Below are 23,180 nucleotides of genomic sequence, written 5' to 3' on the forward strand. Positions count from 1 at the left end.
TAGGGTATACAAACGATTATTTAGTGAAACCTTTTGATTTGATATACTTAGGAAACGAATACTTTTGGCGAAGGAGAATACATGATGAAGTCGCTAATACAACTAACAGAAATGATTGAGTCAGCTTCGACGATAACGGTTCTAACGGGTGCGGGTGTTTCTACAGCTAGTGGTATCCCCGATTTTAGATCAGCAAATGGATTATGGTCGGAGGACCGTTCCAGAGAATATTATATGTCTAATCGGTATTTTTCAGAGGATCCGGTGGATTTTTGGAAAAAGTATAAAGAGATCTTTCGCATTAAGTTGTTGAAGGATTTTGAACCAAATCCTGTTCATTATTTTTTGAGAGACCTTGAAAAGTTGGAGAAGAGAATCTATGTTATTACACAAAATGTTGACGGGCTTCATAAAGCAGCGTTTAGCAGTGACATTATTGAGTATCATGGTTCTTTAGATACCGCGACATGTCCTAGTTGTGGTACAAGCATGACATTAGAGAGGATTTTGGCAGAAGAGACACCGCGCTGTTTCCGTGATGAGTGTAGAGTCATAGTGAGACCAGACGTCGTTCTTTTTGGTGATCCGATTACTAAGCATGGGCAGGCAGAAGTGTGTGTTCAATCAAGTGAGCTTTTACTTACGATGGGTACTTCGTTACAAGTGAGCCCTTTTAACCTTCTGCCTGAATATGCTGTATATGATGTACACATTCCTACAGCAATCATAAATCGTGAAGAAACGGTTATGGATTCTTTATTTGACTGTAAAGTGTTTGGTGACTTAAGTGAAACGGTGCAGTTGTTAAATCACAAGCTCTTCTAATAGAGGGTGAAGTTATTCATCATGATGAGGATAGGCACCTCGTTGCAAGTCATTAATGCTATATCCAAAGTCCATCTGTAGATGTGGATAGTCCTTGAACCGTGTCCAATCACCACCCCATGTGAAACCAAGGTCCTTTGCTATGGCGACGACTTCCATCCAGTCAGCTTCACCATTATTGTTTCCGTCATAGTCGAGATCCCAAATGACATCCCCATTATCCGTTTTGAGTGCAAAGTCTATAGCCAATCCATAATTGTGGTAAGACTCGCCACCTTTAGCATGAGTAACAACTCTTCCGCTTGACTCTCTTCCTTTATCATAAAGTGAATCCTGATCTTCTGATGTTCGAAAGTCGTCTGTAATGACAACTTGAATATTCTTTTTTTCAGCCTCTTCTATCAATTGATCTGATTTCTCAGCAACTACAGGATGAAGATCTGATGGGGGGGCCATGTCCTCATTTTCTTTCGCAAAGGCTTCATGTGGACCTTCCAGCTTTTTCTCCTGATAGAGAATCACTAGAAAGAGACATAAGGTAAGGAGAATGAATCCCCATGAAATAGCTATCCCTATTTTTGCTTTCATACTATGAAACTCCTTTTTCTGAGTTTTGTCGAAACTCCACCTATTGTAACGTAGATTAGCAGATTTTTGTACTGAACATTCTATGAAAATAATGTAAGGCAACACAAAAAAGCGACCCCTAAGGATCACTTTTTTACTGTATACTTCTATTTCTCTTGCAAGTTTAAGACAAAGTCAGGATTACGACGGATCTTTATAATGAAGTAAATCAATCCAAGTAATAACCAAGCTACGCCAATGATTAATGCGTTCGTACTAATACTTCCTAGCAGCCAAATACAGAACGCGGCACCTGCACCAGGGATTAATAGATATCTAAGGCTTTGGGTGAAGCTACGTTGTTTGCCTCTTATATAATAGTGGGCTATAACGGAAGCATTTACACTTGTAAATCCAATTAATGCACCGAAACTAATGAAGGAATAGATAATTTCTAATTCACCAAAAATCGCCGTTAATGAGATCGCACCAATAAAAAGTACATTAAATATTGGTGTTTTTAATGTTGGGTGAATGTAACCAAAGTATCGTTTGGGTAGTGAATCATCTCGTCCCATCGCAAACAGCAATCTTGATGCACTTGCATGTGAAGAGAGGGAGGAGGATATAACGGCTACCATAGTTCCTGCTAAGAATAAGGCATGCAAAAAGCTTCCACCTACATAAAATGCTATCTCAAGTGATATGGCTTCTGCATTTACGTAATTCTGAAAGTTTGGATAGACCTGATGTAAAAAATAAGATGTGACGGTGAAGAGAACCCCGCCGATCAACACCACTAGAAAGATGGCTCGCGGGATGTTTTTCTTCGGATTAATCGTTTCTTCTGACATGGTCGAAATAGCATCGAATCCAAGGAATGAAAAGCATAGAATCGAAGCGCCTGTGAAGATGAGCGACATATCAAGGGATGAATTATAAAAAGGGGCTGGTGAGAAAACGTCGCCAGTTCCTAGTCCTGTTGTTAAGCCTTTAATAATAAATCCTACAAACACTAAAGCGACAATGACTTGAAATGTAACCAAAATGGCAGATATATTAGCTGTTAATTTAATTCCAAAAACGTTAATGGTCGTGATAGCTAATGCTAGAACTACCACCCATAAGAAAGGAGGAATCGAAGGGAAAGCTGCTTCTAGATAAGCTGCACCAATAGCGAAATTGACCATCGGTAAAAATAAATAATCTAGTAATAACGTCCATCCTGCTAAAAAGCCAGCATGGGGGTGAATACTTTTTTGCGCATACGTATACGCTGAGCCCGCATTAGGATAGGCCTGCACCATTTTTCCGTAGCTAAAAGCTGTAAGTAAAAGAGCTACGATTGTAAAAATATAGGCAGCTGCCACGTGTCCCTGTGTTAATTGAGCAACGATCCCGTAGGAATCAAATACAACAAGCGGATCCATATAGGCTAGTCCGATAACGATTAGCGGAACCAGCGTAAGCGTACGCTTTAATTTCTGTTCTTTCTCCAAGTTAACCACATCCTTTAATTTGACTGAGATTTATTTTAGTCAAAAAGAGAGTACACCGCAACTGTTTTTTTGATGGTATTTCTAATGAAAACGGTAACAGGAGAAAAAAGGAGAATATCTGTAGTTATTGTCTAAAATTCTATTGCTTTTTAAGCGTTAGAATTATAGTATGAATCCATAAATCTAGTTATATAGACACATGTCTATTTGAGGAGGATTGCTAGATATGGAAAATGGTTTGTTTGAATGGTTAGTCCTTTCCAGTGTTGGTTTATTACTTTTTTATCTCTTATCTAAAAAATTCCATTGGTCTAAGCAAGTTTTAATTATTCTATTCTTATCTATTAATGCTATTTATCTTGGATGGCGTGCAGTGTATACACTACCTACAATGAACACAATTAGTATTATCGCGGGTGTTCTACTTCTATTAACGGAAGTCGCTGGTTTTCTGCAATCGATCGTTTTCAGTATTATTTCCTGGAGGCCTTTTAAGAGGAAGCACGTGCCTCTGTCGAAATTAGAAACGTTACCAACAGTAGATATTTTTATAGCAACGTATAATGAATCAGAGGATTTACTTAAACGAACCATTGCCGCGTGTACGTTAATTCGTTATCCGAAAAACTTGGTGACCATTTATGTATGTGATGATGGCAGACGTTCAAGTGTAAGAGAGCTTTGTGAAGAGTTCGGTATTTCCTATATAGATCGTAAAGATAATAGTCATGCTAAAGCTGGGAACTTAAACCATGCTTTAACGAAATCATCTGGGGAAATTGTTGTTACAATGGATGCCGATATGGTTCCGCAAGCCAATTTTCTTGAGAGAACAGTTGGTCATTTTTCAGATGAAGAGATGGTTTTTGTTCAAGCTCCACAGGTATTCTATAATGATGATCCATTCCAATATAACTTGTTCTTTGAAGATCGAATAACAAATGAACAGGATTTCTTTATGCGTCAGTTGGAACAAGGTAAGGACCGGTTTAATGCAACGATGTATGTTGGCAGTAACGCCTTATTTCGAAGAACCGCTTTAGATGAAGTTGGAGGATTTGCCACAGGTGTAATTACGGAAGATATGGCGACAGGAATGTTGCTTCAATCCGATAATCGAAAATCAGCCTTTGTCAATGAAACCTTAGCTGTAGGCTTATCTCCGGAGACGTATGCGGATCTGTTAAAGCAACGTGATCGCTGGTGTCGAGGGAATATTCAGGTTGTGCGTAAGTGGAATCCTCTAAAGATGAAGGGGCTAAGCTTCATGCAGAAGCTTCTTTATATGGATGGCATTCATTACTGGTTCTTCGGAATTTATAAAATGGTATTTCTTCTTGCACCATTGCTGTTTCTCGTCTTTAATATTTACAGCTTAGACGTAGCTTTTGATCAATTACTTTGGTTCTGGATTCCTGCGTTTATCTCTTCTCAGCTCATGTTTAAGGCTGTGGCAGATAAGAAACGAACGGTCATGTGGAGTCATGTTTATGAAGTGGCGATGGCTCCTTATATGGCAATGTCTGTTCTATCAGAGGTTTTCTTAAAGAAGAAATTCAAATTTAATGTGACACGTAAAGGTGTACAAAATGATAGACGGCGTTTCCTATGGGTAACAAGTTTACCTTATCTATTTTTGGCTGGATTAACAGCATTTGCTTTAGTGAAGGTGGGCCTCTATTATGTCTATCCTGAACGGTATAATGTGAATCTAGATGTCCTATATATTAATATCTTCTGGGTTTTGTATAATGCTATGGCCATTATTCTAGCTGTGTTTCTATCATTTGAGCGACCAAGACATCGCAATTCTGAGCGGTTTTCTGTTGACCTGCAGGGTGTCTTAAATGGTCCAGAAGCATCTGTATCCTTTGAGATAGTAAATATTAGTGAAAGCGGAGCAAGAATTGAACTAGATGCTCTTACGCTTCAAAGCTACTTGTCCAACGAAACAGAGTTTACAGTGTCGTTTGCAGGAGTGAAAGATTTAAAGGTAGAAAAGAAATGGATCAATCAGAGAGATGGAAAGCTTCAGATGGGTCTAACATTCACTCACCCAACTCAAGTACAATATGCAGAAATTATTCGTGTGTTGTTTAGTGAACCAGTTAATGCTGGGATTGAGAAGTACTATGAAAAAGCTTATTTAACTACAGCAATGTATCGATTCTTAAAACGCACTAAAAAGGCCGATCCAACCTTTAATCGTCAAGTAATCCGTGAGAATGTCACTCTATCTGGACAATTGCATGTAGATGGACAAACTGTTGATGCAACGGTATTGGATTATAGTGAAGCAGGCTGTAGTGTTCGATTGAATCGAACGCTACGAGTCGATCAGATTGTTAAAGTAACGACGGACGAAAGAGAATTGTCTGAACGAAGCGCTAAAATATGCTGGGTTCGTCGAAAGGGAAGAAGCCGGGTCATTGGGTTGAAGTTTGTCGCATAATAGCTGGAGCTCAGTGAGGAAATCTCACTGAGCCCTTTTTGTACTAAGCGTTTTTCTCCAGACTGTAATGGATGTATGCTACGATGAAGAAAATAAGGATTTAAGGGGTTGAGTATTCATGAATACGTTGATAAAGACGCATGAGCTTCAGCATTTACTTGAGACAGATCCGAATTCTGTTGTAGTGATTGATGTTCGATATGTACTTACGGAACCCGAAAAGGGAAGAGAACTCTATCACGCAGCCCACATACCGGGTGCCATTTATCTTAGTTTAGGAAAAGATTTATCATCTACAGGCGGAGAACATGGCGGACGACATCCTATTCCCGAGACAGAAACCATATCAAAGCTGCTTGGTGAGCTGGGGATTGATCAGGACACAACAGTGATTGCGTATGATCAAAAAAATGGCTCATTTGCAAGCCGACTTTGGTGGCAACTTGATTATTTAGGTCATAACAAAACTCATATCTTGGAAGGTGGGTTTGAAGCCTGGCAAGAGGCAGGTCTTCCAACGTCTACTGAAAATCCAACAACTGAGCCAAGCTCTTTTGTTCCCAATCTAAAACAAGGTCAGCGTCTCACACGTGATGAGGTTCTACAACGGATTGGCAGGGAGGATTCAGTCATTATTGATGCGCGTGCCCCAAAGAGATACTCAGGTGCAACAGAACCACTGGATGCAAAGGGTGGGCATATTCCCGGAGCTATTAATTATTTTTGGGAAGATCTTCTTGATGATTCTGGAAACTGGAAAAAGGGCGAGGCACTTGCTGAACATTTTCACGGGTTGCCTCGAGACAAAGAGCTAATTGTGTATTGTGGATCAGGTGTCACCGCTTGTCCGAATGTACTTGCACTAAAAGAAGCTGGATTTGAGGATGTGAAGCTATACTCTGGTAGCTGGAGTGATTGGGTGAGCTACGAGGATAGTCCAATTGAAGTAGGGGAACAAAAATAAGATGGCCACGGCCATCTTATTTTTGTTGAAAAGATATTTATTCGTGAGCATTTCTCGTTTTTTTATAACAGGTTGAAATACTATTCAAAACAAATGCAGGTAATCGTTTCGGGAAAAATCGTTTGGAATAATAACGTGTAAAAGCCTGCTTCAAATCAAACCATTGGGTACACTGCTTTGTTTGCTTAAACCTGGCTACATCTATGACTTTAACAGAACCATCATTTGTTAAAATCAAGTTATGCAGATGGATATCTGAGGGATTAAGACCTGCTGAATAGGCTTCCTCAATGGCTAAATCAACTTGTTCTATCTGTTTCGAATCAACCACTTTACCTTGAACTAAACATTGAAAAAAGGTACTGCCCTCAATGTAGTCAATTACTAGATAACCATCGCCTGACTCATGGAAAATGGGATAATGAGATGTACCAGATAACTGTTGATAGATATCTGCTTCCTGCACGGCAAGCTGTTCATAAGGCGGATAAAAAACCTTAAGTGCTTTATTTTCTCCCGGTAGCTTAAAAACATAGGCACTTCTGCCACTACCTACTAACGTAAGACTAGGGTCAAAGGCTATAACTCGAGTATGTTTGCCTTGTTTGGCAAAGCGAACACTCTGAACAAGGCGCTTAACAGGGATACTTCGACAGTGCGCCTTTTTTTGCATGTGTATCTACCCCTTTTTAGGCTGTTTTCGTTTAGCTAGTTCTTGTTTTATACGAGGTAATACATGCTTTTCAGCCTCACGTATCCCCTTTTTGACCATTGGATGTCGCAGCAGCTTGATTAATTTAGACATTCTTCCACTCTCCTCTCTTTAATCAAAAGAAGACCTTAGCCACTGAGGCTAAGGTCTTCTGAATATAAAAAGAGACCTTTGCCACACGCTAGTGACAAAGGTCTCGCAAACAACAAATTTCTGTTGCCAGCAGTGCCGAGGGTGATATCCCTGTAATGACGACAGATGCTGAACTGCTACTCCCCTTTGGGGTATTTGATTAGTATCGTTAGTATAGATCGATCCTAACGAGTCGTCAATCATTTCTAGTGTTTTACACGATATCTTACAATTCCATCATGAAATCATGCTCTCTAGTAGGACGATGAGGAATGGTGAGTCGGTGTATGAATATAAGCATGGAAGAAGTCAAATGAACTAGAAGACATAGGTCTGAAGATCCGAATTAAAGAGAAAGACATTAAAAAGGTTGAAGAAGATGATGATTTAGACGATGATGAGAAGAAGGATGAAATTGATAAAATAAATGATGATATGAATGATCTTAGAGATCAACAGGATTAATACGATCATTTTGATTTACCTGCTGTACCTAGTGTCCTTGTGACTGGTACAGCTTTTTTTGAAGGGGAAAAGTAGACGAGTATTAGGGGAGGATTGGGTATGAGATACAGCTATGTTTCGCATCTAGAATGTCCAAAGTGTGATTTGATTTATCGTAAAGATGAGGTGCATCACCTATGTGAGTGCGGATCCCCTTTATTAGTTCGGTATGATTTAGAGGCACTGGGACGCGATATTAAGCCAGATGCTCTAGTTGAACGCGAACAAAACCTATGGAGATACCACGAATGGCTACCTGTAGAGGATACGGCTAATGTAGTCAGTCTTGGAGAAGGTATGACTCCACTCGTGCCTATGGCGAAGCTTGGAAAAGAGATAGGTTTGTTTCATTTATATATGAAGGATGAGGGCATGGTGCCAAGCGGTTCATTTAAAGCTAGGGGAGCGGCCGTGGGTATCTCAAAAGCGAAGGAATTAGGCGTGGAAGAGATTGCGATGCCGACGAATGGTAATGCAGGTGCTGCCTGGTCTTTATATGCCGCACGTGCAGGAATTAAGGCAACGATTGTGATGCCTGTAGATGCACCAGAAATTACGCGTAGAGAGTGTGTAGTGGCTGGGGCTAACCTTCATTTAATTGATGGATTAATTAGTGATGCTGGAAAAACTGTAGCCCAAGCTGTAAAAGATTTTGGTCTATATGATGCGTCCACATTAAAAGAGCCATATCGTATAGAAGGAAAAAAAACAATGGGCCTTGAACTGGCTGAGCAAATGAATTGGGCGATGCCTAATGTCATTCTGTATCCTACTGGTGGTGGGGTTGGTTTAATTGGTATTTATAAAGCGTTATTAGAACTAAAAGAAATGGGCTGGATTGAAGGCAACCTGCCACGTTTAGTTGCTGTACAATCCACAGGATGTGCGCCTATTGTACAAGCTTGGCAGGATAAGAAATCTTCATCCGACTATTGGGAGAACTCAGAGACTCAAGCGTTTGGTATTAATGTACCAAAAGCTATTGGTGACTTTTTAGTCCTTGATGCAATTTATCAAACAAACGGCTGTGCGGTTGCGATTGACGATCAAACAATGCTCAAGGAGCTTCACACGATTGCGCAGATCGAAGGCGCTTTTATTTGCCCGGAGGGAGCAGCGGCGTTTGCTGCAGCTAGAGAGCTGAAGAATAAAGCGTGGATTGGCGAAGAAGAGACGGTGGTAGTCTTAAATACAGGTCAGGGGATTAAATATCCTGATACTGTTGAATCACATCCACCTGTTTTAAAAAAGGGAGAGCCTTTAACACGACCTTAATGGATGGACGAACCGGTACAAAATTAACCTGTACCGGTTTTTGATGTTTACACAAAAAAAAAGCTGCCCGCACTGGGTCAGCTTCTTAATATATGATTGCGATAAAACGTTTTAAAATACAAAGGATAGAACTGCACTAATTACTACAATAGCACCAATAATCATTAGAATTGTACGAAACATTTTTCATCATCCTTTCGCTTTTCTTACTCCTACAATTCCTTAATTCACAAAAATGAAACATGTAAATTAATCCCACTGATAAAATCAAGGCCATTCTGTTTATATTATGTAAAAGAAGGAAATAGAAAAGAACTGATAGATGAAGGCAGGCGAAAAGATGGGAACAACCGTTGTTTGGTTTAGAAGAGATTTGCGAATACATGATCACACTGCCCTTTCAAAGGCATTACAATCTTTGACGAAGGGTGATCGAATTGTAGGATTATTTTTTATTCAACCGAATTTAAATGAGTCATTTACAGCAAGACATGATTATTATTATGAGACATTAATGAAACATGTGGATCATTGTGAAGAGAACGGATTTCCGATCCATTTTGTAACGGGATCCCTTGAGGACGCATTTAGTCAGCTCAAAAATCAACTGACTGATCTAGATCAGCTCTATTTTAACGCGGACGAAACAGGCGGTGGGGCAGAAAGAGATCAGAAAGTAATCGATTTCTTTGATTCAACATCAGTTGCCGTTTACCCGTGTCTTGATCATACGATTCACGCAGCGGAAGAAGTAAAGAAGCAAGATGGAGATCTCTATAAAGTGTTTTCTTCTTACTATAAGCAGTGGCGTCAGTTAAATAAACCGTCGATCCAGCACGTTGATCTTGCGAAGTTGAAAGAGTACGCAACGGATCAAAGGGGAAAATTTAGCAGTGGTGCTGAAGCCTACAAGAACTTGATGGAAAGAAAAACGGGAAAATGGAAGTATGCCGGCGAGCAAGAAGGTCTTAAGCGGTTGGAGGACTTTACGCACTCGAAAATGTACGATTATCATAATAAGAGAGATTTTCCAGCCATATCAGGTACAAGTCTCCTATCCCCATACTTACGCACAGGAGCCGTTTCGACTCGTACTGTTTACCACACGATTGTGGATGAATTAGGTGAGCAAAACAATAGCGAAGGACCCGATACCTACATTCAAGAGCTAGCTTGGCGTGACTTTTATAATATGATTTATTTCCAATATCCTGAAAGTAAAGATATGGAGCTGATTGAGAAGTATCGAGGAATGGATTGGAATGTTGATGAAGAGCTGTTACAGGCATGGAAAGAAGGAGTAACCGGGTATCCGCTTATTGATGCGGCGATGAAGCAACTAAATCAGATCGGATGGATGCACAATCGCTTACGAATGGCTGTCGCTTCATTTTTAACGAAGGATCTATTAATTGATTGGAGAGAAGGAGAGCGATATTTTGAGGAGCAGCTGATTGATTATGAACCGGCTTCCAATATTGGAGGGTGGCAATGGGCGTCTTCTACTGGAACAGATGCAGCTCCATATTTTCGAATCTTTAACCCCACTCGTCAATCAGAACGATTTGATGCAGAGGGAAATTTTATTAGAAAATACCTACCGCAACTGAAGGATGTACCTAAAAAATATATCCATACGCCTTGGAAGATGCCAAGCGAGATGCAGGAAGAGGTGGGATGCAGGATCGGTGAGGATTATCCAAACCCAATTGTCGATCATGATACGATGCGCAAGCGTGCACTTGAGCTATATAAGGAGAAGGGCTAATGTCTATAGTCAAATCGTTCGCTCACTTGCTATAATTAGGTAAAAGTCTCAACACGTAAGATTGAGAGGAATGCTATGACACATACGACATCTCATGTTTTTCGCCAGCCTTTTCGTTCACTTGAGGAATTTGCAGAGATGATTAGTTACCACCTTCATTGTCCCGTGACGATTGAAGATGCGAATCATCAACTGCTTGCTTATAGCACGCATGGAGATGGCGCAGATGAAGCAAGAATCTCTACGATTATTTCTCGTCGTGTTCCAGAAAAGCTAATCAATCGATTTTGGAAAGACGGGATTATTCCAACGTTAAATCAAACCCGACAGCCAGTTCGTGTCCCCGAGATACCCGAATTTGGGTTGGGTAGTCGGGTAGCCGTTTCCATCTGGAAGCATGAAGAGGTGCTTGGCTATATCTGGGTGTCAGATGATCAGCAAAGGCTTTTGGATGCCGAACTCGAGCTGCTAAAAGATGCAGCGGCAACAGCAAAAAAAGAATTACTTAAACGGAGCAGACAGCGTAAGAAAACGCATCAAAGCCGTCAAGAATTGTTGTGGCAGCTATTACTTGGTGAGCATACAGAAAAGATTAAATCGGAACAGCACCTCGCCCAAGTTCAAGCAGATGAGACCGTATATATTAGTTTATTGGTCTTTGATGAACAGAACGAGGAATCGAAAAGACAGATTGACTATATGGTGCAAGCTTCTTATCCAGACACGATTCCATTGTTCTTGTGGGATGATCGACAGTTGGTATGTTTGGTAAAGGCTGAGAAGGATGTAGATCGTCATCAGTTTTTGAGAAAGCTAACAGGGAAACTACAAGAACGGTTTGTCATAAAGCAGAAGGAAAGTTGTTGTGGTTCTTATGTGCAGGGTTTTGATAGCATCTCTAAAAGCTATCAAGAAGCACTTCGTATCCTTGCCTTAAAGAAACGTTTTCCTGAAGAGTTGGATACGGCTCACGTGTATCAAGATCTAGGTGTATTTAAATATGTGGAGCAATTAGACCGTTCAAATCATGTACACCCCGGAATCGGATTGATTCAGCAATACGATGCTAAACAAGGAACTCAGCTGTATGAGACACTTGTTGTCTTCTTGAAAAGAGATGGGAATATGAATGAAGTGGCTAAACTACTTCATGTACATGCAAATACCTTAACCTATAGAGTCAAACGTCTTGAGAGTATAGGTTCTTTTTCGTTAAAGGATCCACTGCAGCGCATGGGTCTATATCTTGATATTATTATGATGGAACCGTAAGTCATTTTGTTCGTTAAAATAAACAACGTAATCCATGGATCTTTTGGAATTCTCACGATGCCAAATTGTCTTGCTTTTTCTATACTATAATTGGGAATAGTAGAGAGTGTAGGAGGAATGGACATGATTATTGCGATACCAAAAGAAATTAAAAACAATGAAAACCGTGTAGCCATTACACCTGCGGGAATTACAACCTTAGTAAATGGAGGACATCAGCTTTTTATTGAGGCTGGGGCTGGAGAGGGAAGTGGCTTCTCAGACGCCGAGTATGAATCGGCTGGTGCGACCGTTGCGGCAACTGCTAAGGAGACATGGCAGGTTGCTGAGATGATCATAAAGGTGAAAGAACCGCTAGAGTCGGAATATGAGTATTTCCGCACGGGGCTCATTCTGTTTACCTATTTGCATCTTGCAGCTGAACCAAAGCTTGCAAAAGCATTGGCAGATACAGGTGTCACAGCCATCGCGTATGAAACAGTGGAAGTGAATCGTACGCTTCCGTTGTTAACACCAATGAGCGAAGTCGCTGGACGTATGGCCACACAAATTGGTGCTCAATTTCTTGAGAAACCAAAAGGAGGCAAGGGCATCCTTTTAGGTGGTGTACCAGGAGTAAAACGGGGAAAAGTAGCCATTATCGGTGGCGGAGTTGTCGGGACAAATGCGGCTAAAATTGCTGTAGGGCTCGGAGCAGACGTTACAATGCTTGATCTGAGCGCGGAACGATTAAGACAAATTGACGATCAGTTTGGTAGAGATGTTCATACGATTATGTCGAATCCGTTAAATATTGCTGCTGCTGTCCAAGAGGCAGATCTTGTCATTGGTGCGGTACTGATCCCCGGAGCTAAGGCACCAAAGCTTGTCTCAGAAGAGATGATCAAATCAATGAAAACAGGCAGTGTTGTTGTGGATGTGGCGATAGATCAAGGCGGTATTATTGAGACGGCTGATACAATCACGACACATGATGACCCAACTTACACGAAACATGACATCATTCATTACGCCGTAGCCAACATGCCAGGTGCAGTGCCTCGTACATCTACGATTGCCTTAACTAATGTTACAATTCCATATGCAAAGTTGATTGCTGATAAAGGGCCAAAACAAGCTCTTTTAGACAATCCATCCTTAGCCCTTGGTTTGAATGTTGCGAATGGTAAAATCACGTACGAAGCAGTCGCGCGTGATCTTGGTTATACCTATGCTACGTTAGATGAAGCATTCAGGTAGGGGAGAAAGTAGACCACATCTTAGATGTGGTCTTTTTTTGTTGCAAGCATTAGGAGGTTAATTAAATAAAAAACAAATATTGACAAATGTAATTTATAATTGTATAGTTCGAGTATTGATATATCGACACTCGAACTATGGGGAGGAATCTTGAATTAATCCATTATCAGAGCAAACCTATTTAATATTACTGGCACTGTACAAGGAACCGCTTCATGGTTATGGGATTATAAAAGAAGTACTTTCACTAACCAATGAGATGGTTGAATTAGCTCCGGGAACCTTATATGGCGTATTAAAAAAACTAGAAAAACAGTCGTATATTGTTACCTTAAAAGAGGAAGCAATGCGAAATAAAAAGACATATGCAATCACTGAGAATGGCATAAAAATATTGGAGTTGGAGTATTTGCGCTATAAAAATTTAATAGAGTTTTCAAAAATGGTTATAAAAGATTAGGGGGCAATCATGAAGAATAAAAATAAGAAGACAGTGAGCAAACGATTCTCTTCATTCGAAAAAGAAGAAGAATGGTTACTGGAGATGTTCAAGAAGGGCTGGAAACTTAGTAAATATGACTCTGAAGAGTTTGATGAATCTACATATTCTTTTCAATTAACTAGCGAAACAGATGAAAGCATCATATATAGAATTGACTATAGGGAATTAAAAAATAAAGAAGAATATGATGAATATAAAGAGTTATTTAATGAGACAGGATGGACGATTCTTTCAAAAGGAAAAAACTATACTAAACATATATTCTATACTACATCTACTAATAAGAAAGATCATATTTTTTCTGATTCACTCTCCCTTGCAGGAAGGGAAAAGCGAAAGATGACTCACTCTCTCTTATATTTTATTATTACCTTATCATTGTGCTTCATCTTAATTCTTTTATACTTCATCTTTAGACAGTCTGTTTTTATGGGAGTAGGCTTTATGACGTTTTTTGGTAGCTTCAAGTACTTACTTGATTATTTAAAATGTAGAAAAACATTTAACGCCTATTCTAAAGCTGCAACGTTAGATTAATAGTCCCTTATCATTACCTTCTGATGGTATTTTGATTATAGAAAGAAAGAGACACAAATTCTTTGTGTCTCTTTTTCATATGCTTATTCAGTTGGTTCAAGGTCACGAGTGGCATATTGGTTTCGTCCTGCACCAAGTCCTGTAATGACCATAGCGATCAGAATAATGATAAATAGGAGGAGTGGCGCGGTCCAGGTATGAAAAAAGTCGAATAGGAGTCCAACCGCAATCGGTCCTGCTGCAGCCAATAAGTACCCGAGTGATTGCGCCATACCTGAAAGTTTTGAAGCTTGTTTTGCCGTGGCACTACGTAAACCAATCAGCGTAAGGGCTAAGCTAATACTCGAGCCCGAGGCTAAGCCCATAAGAATAATGGATACAATGAGAAAAGCAGTGCTTCCCCCGATGAGTAGTCCGGATATTCCAAGCGTATAGAGGATACTAATTCCTATGATGAGTGCTCGTTGATCTGTCATTCTCCCGGCAAGTATAGGAGCCAAGAAATTCCCTGGTAGTCCGGCAAATTGCATGAGTGAAAGCATCCAGCCCGCAGTGGCTACTTCCATACCGTGACTTTGCATGATTTCAGGGAGCCATGCTACAGATGAGTAAAAAAGGAATGACTGTAATCCCATAAAAAGAGTTACCTGCCAAGCGATAGCAGACCGCCATAGAGAACTGGATAATGGTTGTACCTGTGCTGCGCTTGGTTCGCTATTTTTACCGCGTAATTGTGGTACCCAAACGGCTAGTCCAACTAGAACAAGCGCGGCCCATAAGAGTAATGTCGTATTCCAGCCAAGACCAACTCCTTCTGCAAGAGGCACGGTAATTCCTGATGCTAATGCTGCAAAAACTGACATGAGCGTGGAATAGACGCTGGTAATTAATCCAACTTTTAACGGAAAATGAAGCTTTGCAAGCCCTGGTAAGAGTACATTACATATCGCAATTCCAATACCAATTAAGGCTGTACCGATAAATAAAAACGAAAGTAGACCGGTTGCCCGAAGAAGAATACCGATAAAAAGAACAAATAATCCTGCGACGATCGCCCCTTCAAACCCTAACTTCTGTCCAATTTTAGGTGCAAGGGGAGAAAGTAGTGCGAACGAAAGTAACGGAAGTGTTGTGATCAATCCCGCTGTCCCATTCGATAAGCCAAAATCAGTGCGGATAGAAGCAATGACTGGACCAACAGACGTAATTGCAGGTCGCAGATTAAACGCAATAACTGCGATGCCTAGGATAAGCAGCCATTGTTTTTTATTTGAAAAGAAAGATTGATGTTGAGACATGATGGTGTGACTCCTTTAGTTTGAACGAACCCAAAAAATGGGCCCCTGCACAGAAAAAGCTGTACAGAAGCCTTTTTTACTCGTTTACTTTAAAAATTTGATACATACTGGCTTAGAAACCTCAATTGAAGAGGAGAGCTGCTTTAAGGTTCCGTCTTCTTGATTGCGTTCAAATAGAACAAGGTTTCCAGTTTCTTCATTAGATACAACGACAAACGCCTCTGTTGGATCGAGCACAAAATCGCGTGGCCAGTTACCCGCTGAAGGAACTCGTTGGATCAACGTTAATTCACCTGAGTAAGGATTAACTTCGTAGACAACAATGCTGTCATGCCCTCTGTTGGCGGCATAGACAAAACGTCCATCTGAAGAAACATGAATGGCACTACCTTGGCTGTTCTCAAGAAAGTCATCAGGAAGTGTGGAAACAACTTGTACCTCAGTAAATGCATTAGGCACGTCGTCATAAGCCAGTGTGACAATCTCATTGCTCAGCTCAGTAAAGACATATACATATTTCTCTTTAGGATGGAAAGCTAAATGTCTCGGACCAGAACCAGGATTAAAAGAATAGCTGCCAGCCTCCGTCAGCTTTTCGTTATCATACGTATAGGTCACAAGTTGATCTGTTCCAAGATCAACAGCTACAACATATTGGTTATCCGGTGTAAATCCAGCAAAATGCGCATGTGGTTTTTCCTGGCGATCATGTGGCCCAGTACCTTCATGCTGTGCAAATGAGGCAGCTGGTGTGACGCCTCCATCCGCTTGCAGTGGAAAGAGTGTAATGCGTCCACTATGGTAGTTGGCTGTAACAGCTATTGAATCACTTACACTAACGTGACAAGGCGAACCATCGTCTGTTAATTCAGTAGTGAGATGAGTCAGTTTACCTGTGTCTGAGTCGATTTTATAAGAAGCTACACCGCCTTCTGATCCATCCTTTATAACAGAATAAAGGTGCGTCTGATCCTCATCTAAATTGACGTATGTAGGATTTCCTAGCTCCGCTGCAACCTCAGGCGAACTCAGTGTTTTACTTTCAGTATCAAGTGTAAATGTATAAATTCCTTTACTATCCTCTTTTGTATACGTTCCAATATAACCTCTAAATAAACTCATTGGTCTGTCTCCCTTCAGTTGGTCGTTATGCTGGCATTTGAGTCTTAGCTAACTTTTTTAAACGACGTCTTGTGTTTAGCTTTGAATACGTAAATAAACTTAATGCTGTCCAGATACAGATGAACGCTGCCAATTGAACATTTGAGAATGGCTCATGATAGATGAACACTCCGATAATTAGCATAAATGTTGGAGCAATATACTGCAAGAAACCAATCACGGTGAAGCTCAGTTTTTGGGCAGCCGCTGCAAAAAGAAGCAGTGGCACAGCTGTAATGATACCAGTTCCCGCAAGAACAAGCATGGTAGTCGTCGATTCAGAAAAATACGAAGCCTCAGGTAAAAAGTAAAGAAAAACTAAAGCAAAAGGTGCCATTAAGAGCGTTTCAACGGTTAATCCAGTCCACGGTCGAATAGGGACAGACCGTTTGATAAACCCATATGTGCAAAAAGTCGTAGCCAATAAAAGTGAAGCCCAAGGCACATGCCCATAATAAAGAGTCAAGATGACGACACCAACAAATGCTAAGGCGACAGCTGATTTTTCAAGCTTTGTTAACTGTTCTTTTAAAATAATCGTTGCTAAAAGCACATTCATTAGTGGATTTATATAATAACCAAGACTTGCATCAATAATGCGATCACTATTAACCGCAAAAATAAAGATAAACCAATTAGCAGTGATCAAGACAGACGCTGCAGTGATCGCAATCAGGCTTTTTTTATTTTGCCAGACAACTTTCATTTCACGTAGAACCTCTGTCAGCTTACCCATTAAGACAAGGGCCAGCACCATAAAAACAAACGCCCATATGATCCGATAAGCCAATACCTCAGCAGACGACACATCCCCTGCCATTTTCCAATAAAGAGGCATCACACCCCATAATACATACGCTCCGGCCCCCAATAAAACAGCCAAAACAGACTCATTTTGCTTTTGCATTCGTTCACCTGATTTACTCGAATTTTCAATACATTATGTACCCTCATCATACCTCAACTAATTGGAGAAAAGAAAGAATTGAAGCTTGGAGTGGGGGATATTGAATGAAAAGGAAAGGAATGTGGGGGAGTGAGCTGGGAAGTGCGTAAAAAAAGTGGAGGATGCGCGGAAAGCGTGCGCCGGTGCGCGGAAAAAATGGAGGATGCGCGGAAAGCGTGAGCCAGTGCGCGAAAAAATGTAGAATGCGCGAAAAGCGTGAGTCGGTGCGCGAAAAACGTAAGCTAGTGCTCAAAAAAGGTGAGAATGCGCGAAAAATGTGAGCAGGTGCTCAAAAAAATGTAGAATGCGCAAAAAACATAAGCTAGTGTTCAAAAAAGGTCAGAATGCGCAAAAAACGTAAGCAAGTGCTCAAAAATGCTTTAAGCACTCCCAATCCCCCCTCCAAAGCCCAGGTATTCATCTCCTCTCATTTCCGCTACACTATGCTAAAAGGATGTGGACGACGTTATGGAGAAAGTATTTGATGTCATTGTTGTAGGTGGAGGCTCGATGGGGGCTGCGGCAGCGTATTATTTAGCGAAGGCAAATCAAAGAGTAGCTGTCATTGATCGTGAAACGGTTCCGAACGATCAAGGTAGTCATCATGGTCAAACGCGTATGCTTCGGTTTGGGTACAGTGAGGGGGAAAGTTATGTTCCGCTTGTTCAGAGTGCCTATCGTTTATGGAGAGAATTGGAGCGAGAATCTGGTCAGACGCTTTACATTCATACGGGTGCTTTGTTGATGGGCGAAGAGGGGTCTGACTTTATTGATAAAGTGATGTTCAGTTCTACGACTCATGATTTACCTCATGAATGGATGTCAGCTAATGAGATCATGACTCGCTGGCCAGGGCTTAATCTTCCGGAGAATTATGTTGGGGTACTGGATACGATGGCAGGTTTTCTATTGAGTGAGGAGTGTGTTCGGGTTTATAAGGAATTAGCAGAGAATCATGGAGCGATTTTTTATGAACAAGAGCAAGTGATGGAAATAAATGCAGATGAGAACCAGGTACAGGTAACGACTGCTCATCACACGTTACAAGCAAGTAGGTTGGTTGTGACAGCTGGTGCGTGGACACATGAGTTACTTCCTACTGCTCAACTACCTATCAAGCCAGTGCGGAAAACATTTGGATGGTTTCAGCCAAAGCAAGAGGGGTTATACGAGAGCACTCATTTTCCTTGTGTGGTGTTTGATACGACGTTTGGGCTTTATTATGGATTTCCCGATTATCAAGGTAAAGGATTTAAACTTGGTCGGCATGATGGTGGTCAGAAAACGACTCCAGATCAGCTTAATCGAACATTCGGCGCACATATTGAAGATGAGAGGGAGTTAAGACAATTACTAAATGAGTTTGTGCCAGAAGCGGCAGGGTCACTTGTAAAAGGTGGTGTGTGTATTTACGATCAATCACCAGATGAAGACTTTATCCTAGATCGACATCCAACACATTCTCATATTATCTTTGCGGGCGGGTTTTCTGGACATGGATTTAAGTTTGCTAGTGTAGTTGGAAAAATTCTTAGTGAGATGGCCCTTGATCAGCCTCTTAGTCACTCAATTGATTCGTTTAAACTAAGCCGTTTTAAGTAACGGCTTAGAAATAGGTTGATAGACAAATAAAGGAAGGGTTATACTAATTAAAGAAAGCGCTTTCTTTTAAATGGTTACTTCTAGAATATGTAAAGTTTTCTCACGAAAGTCTTTTATATTTGTCTGATTTCTTTGATAATGGGGTCATGTACCGGAAGTAATTTAACAGGGAGGGTGTTATGAAGCTCTATCTATCAGTTGATATGGAAGGTATTTCTGGATTTGCTGATCATCAGTTTGTTGACTCATCTAAGCGGCATTATAGAAGAGGTCAATCATTAATGACGGCAGAAGTGAATCATGTTATAGAGGAGGCCCTGCAATGGGGCGGCAAAGAAATGATTGTGAATGATAGTCATTCAAAGATGAACAATATACTTATTGAAGAGTTACATACAGAAGCAAAGCTAATTTCAGGTGATGTGAAGCTTTATTCGATGGTACAGGGGTTAAACGAAGACTATAATGGAGCTTTTTTTCTTGGGTATCATGCAAGAGCTTCGCAAAAAGGAGTTATGAGCCATACGATGATTTTTGGTGTTCGCACCGTGTATATTAATGATCATGAGGTAGGTGAGATGGGTTTTAACGCCTATGTTGCGGGTTATTATGGAGTGCCCATTCTAATGGTGAGTGGGGATGATGAGACAGCAAAGGAAGCTGAAGCATTAATACCACATGTAACGACAGCTATAGTGAAGGAACAGCAGTCAAGATCATCTGCTTTGTGCTTAACTCCACAAAAGGCAGGAGAATTGCTTAAGCAAAAGACAAAAGAAGCGTTGAACAAACGAAATAAAGTAAAACCACTAACCCCACCTGATCGTCCGATACTTCGGATTGAATTTGCTAATTATGGTCAGGCAGAATGGGCGGCATTAATGCCAGGAGCAGAGATTGAGGAAGGGACCACAACGGTTCGTTTTCAAGCGAGTGATATCCTCGAAGCTTATCGGGCCATGTTAGTTATGACGGAGCTTGCGATGAGGACGGCCTTCTGCTAGAAAGGTGGATGATTCATGCTCAAATATATCGGAAAAAGAGTCATGGGTATGCTGGTAACCATGTGGGTGATTATTACTCTAACCTTTCTTCTAATGCACGCAGTACCGGGATCTCCTCTTAATACAGAACAGACAACAAATGACGCAGTCCGAGCCAATATGGAAGAACACTTCGGCTTAAACGACCCACTATACATAAGATATTTTGATTATTTGAAATCATTAGCACAATTCGATTTTGGACCATCAATTAAACAACACCCGACGTCGGTAAATGAGTTAATCTCACGTGGTTTTCCGGTATCGTTAGAACTCGGAATAACGGCACTAGTCGTGGCAATTATCTCGGGTATTACCTTAGGAATATTTGCGGCGCTGCGACGAAATGGTGTTATTGATTATGGCATGATGACTTTTGCGGTAATTGGAATCTCCGTTCCAAACTTTATTTTAGCCACTCTATTGATCTATCAAGTGGCTGGCCAGTGGAGATTACTTCCTGTCGGGACCTGGGCAAGCTGGAAGCATATGATTCTGCCAGCTTTGGCGTTAGGGACAACTCCTATGGCTATTATTGCTCGTCTGACTCGCTCCAGCATGGTTGAGGTACTGACTCAAGATTACATTCGGACAGCAAAGGCAAAGGGGCTTTCTCCTTTCAAAATTGTCATCAAACATGCCTTACGTAATTCGTTGCTTCCGGTCGTGACCATTTTGGGCACATTAGTCGCATCTATCTTAACAGGTAGCTTTGTCATTGAGAGGATTTTTGCCATTCCAGGTATGGGTAGATATTTTGTTGAGAGTATTAATAGCCGGGACTATCCCGTTATTATGGGTACGACTATTTTTTATAGTGGTATCTTGATGATTATGTTGTTAATTGTGGATGTTTTGTACGGTATTCTGGATCCGCGGATCAAGCTCCACAAGAAGGAGGAGTGAGCAGATGAGTCGTACCGAACCTACCATCTCTGATGAGTTATTTACGAGAAGAAAAGTCGACAAGAGCCAGGCAGAGAGAGTCGTTCGTCCATCCATTAGCTATTGGCAAGCTGCCTGGATGAGTCTAAGGAAGAACAAACTTGCGATGGCTGGATTGATTGTGATGGTTTTGCTCGTTGTCATGGCCATTATTGGCCCAATCATAACTCCTCACAGTGTCACAACACAATTACGCACAAATGCCAACCAACCTCCTTCTATGGATCATTGGTTTGGAACAGATAGTCTTGGCCGAGATATGTTTGCTAGAACGTGGTATGGGGCTAGGATTAGTTTGTTTGTTGGATTCATGGCTGCATTAATTGATTGTGTGATCGGTATTATCTATGGAGGGGTTTCAGCGTATAAGGGTGGTCGAACAGACAATGTGATGATGAGAATTGTCGAGGTACTCTATGGTCTCCCTTACTTATTAGTAGTGATTCTTCTTATGGTTGTGATGGGACCTGGGCTATTCACTATCATCGTCGCCTTAACCGTAACAGGATGGGTTGGGATGGCACGAATTGTTCGAGGCCAGGTCCTTCAATTAAAAACCAATGAATATGTCTTAGCTTCAAGAACATTAGGAGGAAAGGCCAGTCACATCATCCGAAAAGCTCTGCTACCTAATGCGGTAGGAGCTATTATTGTCCAAATGACCTTAACCGTTCCAACCGCTATTTTTGCTGAAGCCTTTCTTAGTTTTTTAGGGCTAGGTGTTCAAGCTCCATTTGCTAGCTGGGGTGTAATGGCAGAGGATGCTTTAGGAACACTCACTTCAGGTGCATGGTGGCGCTTGTTCTTCCCAGCATTCTTTATTTCCATCACAATGTTTGCATTTAATGTGCTTGGAGACGGACTTCAAGATGCTCTTGATCCTAAGTTAAGGAGGTAAAGACCAATGAGCGAAGACAAACTGCTTGATGTAGTTGATCTTCATGTTTCATTTGATACATATGGAGGTCGGGTTCATGCGGTAAGAGGGGTGAACGTAAGCGTTAAGAAAGGTGAAACGCTTGCCATCGTTGGAGAAAGTGGTTGTGGGAAAAGTGTAACCGCACAAAGTATTATGCGCCTGATTGCTGAACCACCCGGAAAAATCACAAACGGTGAGGTTTTATTTAAAGGCCAGGATATCTTATCGTTTTCGGAGAAGAAAATGAGGTCTATACGAGGCAGAGAGATCTCCATGATTTTTCAGGACCCGATGACGTCGCTGAACCCAACCTTAACGATTGGAGATCAGCTGACGGAAGGGTTGATAAAGCATCAAAAGCTTTCATTGAAAGAAGCAGGAAAGAGAGCACTATCTATGCTTAAGCTGGTTGGAATCTCTAATGCGAAAGAGCGGCTAAAACAGTTTCCCCATCAATTTAGCGGGGGAATGAGGCAGAGAATAATGATTGCAATGGCACTGATGTGTGATCCAGAGATCCTTATTGCGGATGAACCAACAACCGCACTTGATGTGACGATCCAAGCGCAAATCTTAGATTTATTCAAAGATATTCAGAAAAAGATGGGTGTGGCCATTATTATGATTACCCACGACCTTGGTGTTGTGGCGCAGTTAGCAGACCGAATTCAAGTCATGTACGCGGGCCGTGTGGTTGAGGAAGGGAATCGTCGAGATCTTTTTTATCGCCCTCAACATCCGTATACACGGGGACTGTTACATTCTGTTCCTAGAATGGATGCGGATCGTAATGTTCCGCTTGTGCCAATAGCTGGGACCCCGCCAGATCTATTCTCACCTCCAATAGGCTGTGCGTTTGCAGACCGATGTGCGTATGCGATGGAGGTGTGTGCGCTACACGATCCGCCTAAAACAGAAGTTGCCTCGGGTCATCGAGTGGCCTGTTGGCTGCAAGATGTGCGGGCACAGCAGGCATTTGAAGCAGGGGAATTACCGATGCTTAAGAAATTAGTGTAGA

At 41.2% G+C, this 23,180-nt stretch carries 21 protein-coding genes; 14 read left to right on the forward strand and 7 right to left on the reverse strand.

Features of this window, described 5'->3' with window-relative positions:
* The first annotated feature begins 84 nt into the window (after positions 1–84).
* On the forward strand, positions 85–825 hold the full coding sequence (locus J2S05_RS12630; RefSeq protein WP_306983313.1) for an NAD-dependent protein deacylase: 741 nt from the start codon (positions 85–87) through the stop codon (positions 823–825).
* Between the two features lie 12 nt (positions 826–837).
* Here the strand turns inward: J2S05_RS12630 and J2S05_RS12635 are convergent, their stop codons facing one another.
* Entirely contained in the window at positions 838–1,413 is a 576-nt protein-coding gene (locus J2S05_RS12635; protein WP_306983315.1) for a M15 family metallopeptidase, read from the reverse strand.
* A gap of 146 nt (positions 1,414–1,559) precedes the next feature.
* Positions 1,560–2,891, reverse strand: a complete 1,332-nt coding sequence (locus J2S05_RS12640) for an APC family permease (RefSeq protein ID WP_306983318.1) — start codon at positions 2,889–2,891, stop codon at positions 1,560–1,562.
* A gap of 226 nt (positions 2,892–3,117) precedes the next feature.
* On the opposite strand from J2S05_RS12640, the gene J2S05_RS12645 reads away from it, so the two are divergent.
* Both J2S05_RS12645 and J2S05_RS12650 read left to right on the forward strand, forming a co-directional pair.
* Complete coding sequence (locus tag J2S05_RS12645) at positions 3,118–5,343, forward strand: glycosyltransferase (protein WP_306983320.1); 2,226 nt, start codon at positions 3,118–3,120, stop codon at positions 5,341–5,343.
* Between the two features lie 118 nt (positions 5,344–5,461).
* Positions 5,462–6,307 carry a sulfurtransferase gene (locus J2S05_RS12650; protein WP_306983322.1) on the forward strand — a complete coding sequence of 282 codons (846 nt, stop codon included), beginning with the start codon at positions 5,462–5,464 and terminating at the stop codon, positions 6,305–6,307.
* A 37-nt stretch (positions 6,308–6,344) separates the two neighbouring features.
* Here the strand turns inward: J2S05_RS12650 and J2S05_RS12655 are convergent, their stop codons facing one another.
* A complete protein-coding gene (locus J2S05_RS12655) occupies positions 6,345–6,980 on the reverse strand; it encodes a protein kinase family protein (RefSeq protein ID WP_306983324.1) in 636 nt (211 codons plus the stop codon).
* 6 nt (positions 6,981–6,986) lie between these two features.
* Positions 6,987–7,112 (reverse strand): hypothetical protein, encoded by a 126-nt coding sequence (locus J2S05_RS12660; protein ID WP_306983325.1) that lies wholly within the window; start codon positions 7,110–7,112, stop codon positions 6,987–6,989.
* 603 nt (positions 7,113–7,715) lie between these two features.
* Between J2S05_RS12660 and J2S05_RS12665 the strand changes: the two genes are divergently transcribed.
* The 6 genes from J2S05_RS12665 to J2S05_RS12685 all read left to right on the forward strand — a co-directional run bounded on the left by J2S05_RS12665 (position 7,716) and on the right by J2S05_RS12685 (position 14,248).
* Positions 7,716–8,930 carry a threonine synthase gene (locus J2S05_RS12665; protein WP_306983327.1) on the forward strand — a complete coding sequence of 405 codons (1,215 nt, stop codon included), beginning with the start codon at positions 7,716–7,718 and terminating at the stop codon, positions 8,928–8,930.
* 340 nt (positions 8,931–9,270) lie between these two features.
* Entirely contained in the window at positions 9,271–10,698 is a 1,428-nt protein-coding gene (locus J2S05_RS12670) for a cryptochrome/photolyase family protein (RefSeq protein ID WP_306983329.1), read from the forward strand.
* 75 nt (positions 10,699–10,773) lie between these two features.
* Entirely contained in the window at positions 10,774–11,970 is a 1,197-nt protein-coding gene (locus tag J2S05_RS12675) for a PucR family transcriptional regulator (RefSeq protein WP_306983331.1), read from the forward strand.
* A gap of 123 nt (positions 11,971–12,093) precedes the next feature.
* Positions 12,094–13,209, forward strand: a complete 1,116-nt coding sequence (gene ald / locus J2S05_RS12680; protein WP_306983333.1) for an alanine dehydrogenase — start codon at positions 12,094–12,096, stop codon at positions 13,207–13,209.
* Positions 13,210–13,405: 196 nt separating this feature from the next.
* Entirely contained in the window at positions 13,406–13,669 is a 264-nt protein-coding gene (locus tag J2S05_RS20485) for a PadR family transcriptional regulator (RefSeq protein WP_370873646.1), read from the forward strand.
* Positions 13,670–13,678: 9 nt separating this feature from the next.
* Positions 13,679–14,248 carry a DUF2812 domain-containing protein gene (locus tag J2S05_RS12685; RefSeq protein WP_306983335.1) on the forward strand — a complete coding sequence of 190 codons (570 nt, stop codon included), beginning with the start codon at positions 13,679–13,681 and terminating at the stop codon, positions 14,246–14,248.
* A gap of 83 nt (positions 14,249–14,331) precedes the next feature.
* On the opposite strand, the gene J2S05_RS12690 is transcribed toward J2S05_RS12685, so the two are convergent.
* The 3 genes from J2S05_RS12690 to rarD form a co-directional block, all read right to left on the reverse strand.
* Complete coding sequence (locus tag J2S05_RS12690; RefSeq protein ID WP_306983336.1) at positions 14,332–15,546, reverse strand: CynX/NimT family MFS transporter; 1,215 nt, start codon at positions 15,544–15,546, stop codon at positions 14,332–14,334.
* An 84-nt stretch (positions 15,547–15,630) separates the two neighbouring features.
* Positions 15,631–16,668 (reverse strand): lactonase family protein, encoded by a 1,038-nt coding sequence (locus tag J2S05_RS12695; RefSeq protein ID WP_306983340.1) that lies wholly within the window; start codon positions 16,666–16,668, stop codon positions 15,631–15,633.
* Positions 16,669–16,693: 25 nt separating this feature from the next.
* Positions 16,694–17,614: an EamA family transporter RarD gene (gene rarD / locus J2S05_RS12700; RefSeq protein ID WP_306983341.1), complete on the reverse strand. Its 921-nt coding sequence runs from the start codon at positions 17,612–17,614 to the stop codon at positions 16,694–16,696.
* 507 nt (positions 17,615–18,121) lie between these two features.
* On the opposite strand from rarD, the gene solA reads away from it, so the two are divergent.
* The 5 genes from solA (at position 18,122) to J2S05_RS12725 (ending at position 23,179) form a co-directional block, all read left to right on the forward strand.
* Positions 18,122–19,255, forward strand: coding sequence for an N-methyl-L-tryptophan oxidase (gene solA / locus J2S05_RS12705; protein WP_306983343.1), 1,134 nt, complete (start codon positions 18,122–18,124; stop codon positions 19,253–19,255).
* 179 nt (positions 19,256–19,434) lie between these two features.
* Positions 19,435–20,259 (forward strand): M55 family metallopeptidase, encoded by an 825-nt coding sequence (locus tag J2S05_RS12710; RefSeq protein ID WP_306983344.1) that lies wholly within the window; start codon positions 19,435–19,437, stop codon positions 20,257–20,259.
* 15 nt (positions 20,260–20,274) lie between these two features.
* Entirely contained in the window at positions 20,275–21,204 is a 930-nt protein-coding gene (locus J2S05_RS12715; RefSeq protein ID WP_306983345.1) for an ABC transporter permease, read from the forward strand.
* 4 nt (positions 21,205–21,208) lie between these two features.
* On the forward strand, positions 21,209–22,141 hold the full coding sequence (locus tag J2S05_RS12720; protein WP_306983346.1) for an ABC transporter permease: 933 nt from the start codon (positions 21,209–21,211) through the stop codon (positions 22,139–22,141).
* 6 nt (positions 22,142–22,147) lie between these two features.
* Complete coding sequence (locus tag J2S05_RS12725) at positions 22,148–23,179, forward strand: ABC transporter ATP-binding protein (protein WP_306983348.1); 1,032 nt, start codon at positions 22,148–22,150, stop codon at positions 23,177–23,179.
* Position 23,180: the final 1 nt, after the last annotated feature.

It is taken from the genome of Alkalicoccobacillus murimartini, assembly GCF_030813245.1.
Classification (GTDB): domain Bacteria; phylum Bacillota; class Bacilli; order Bacillales; family Bacillaceae_D; genus Alkalicoccobacillus; species Alkalicoccobacillus murimartini.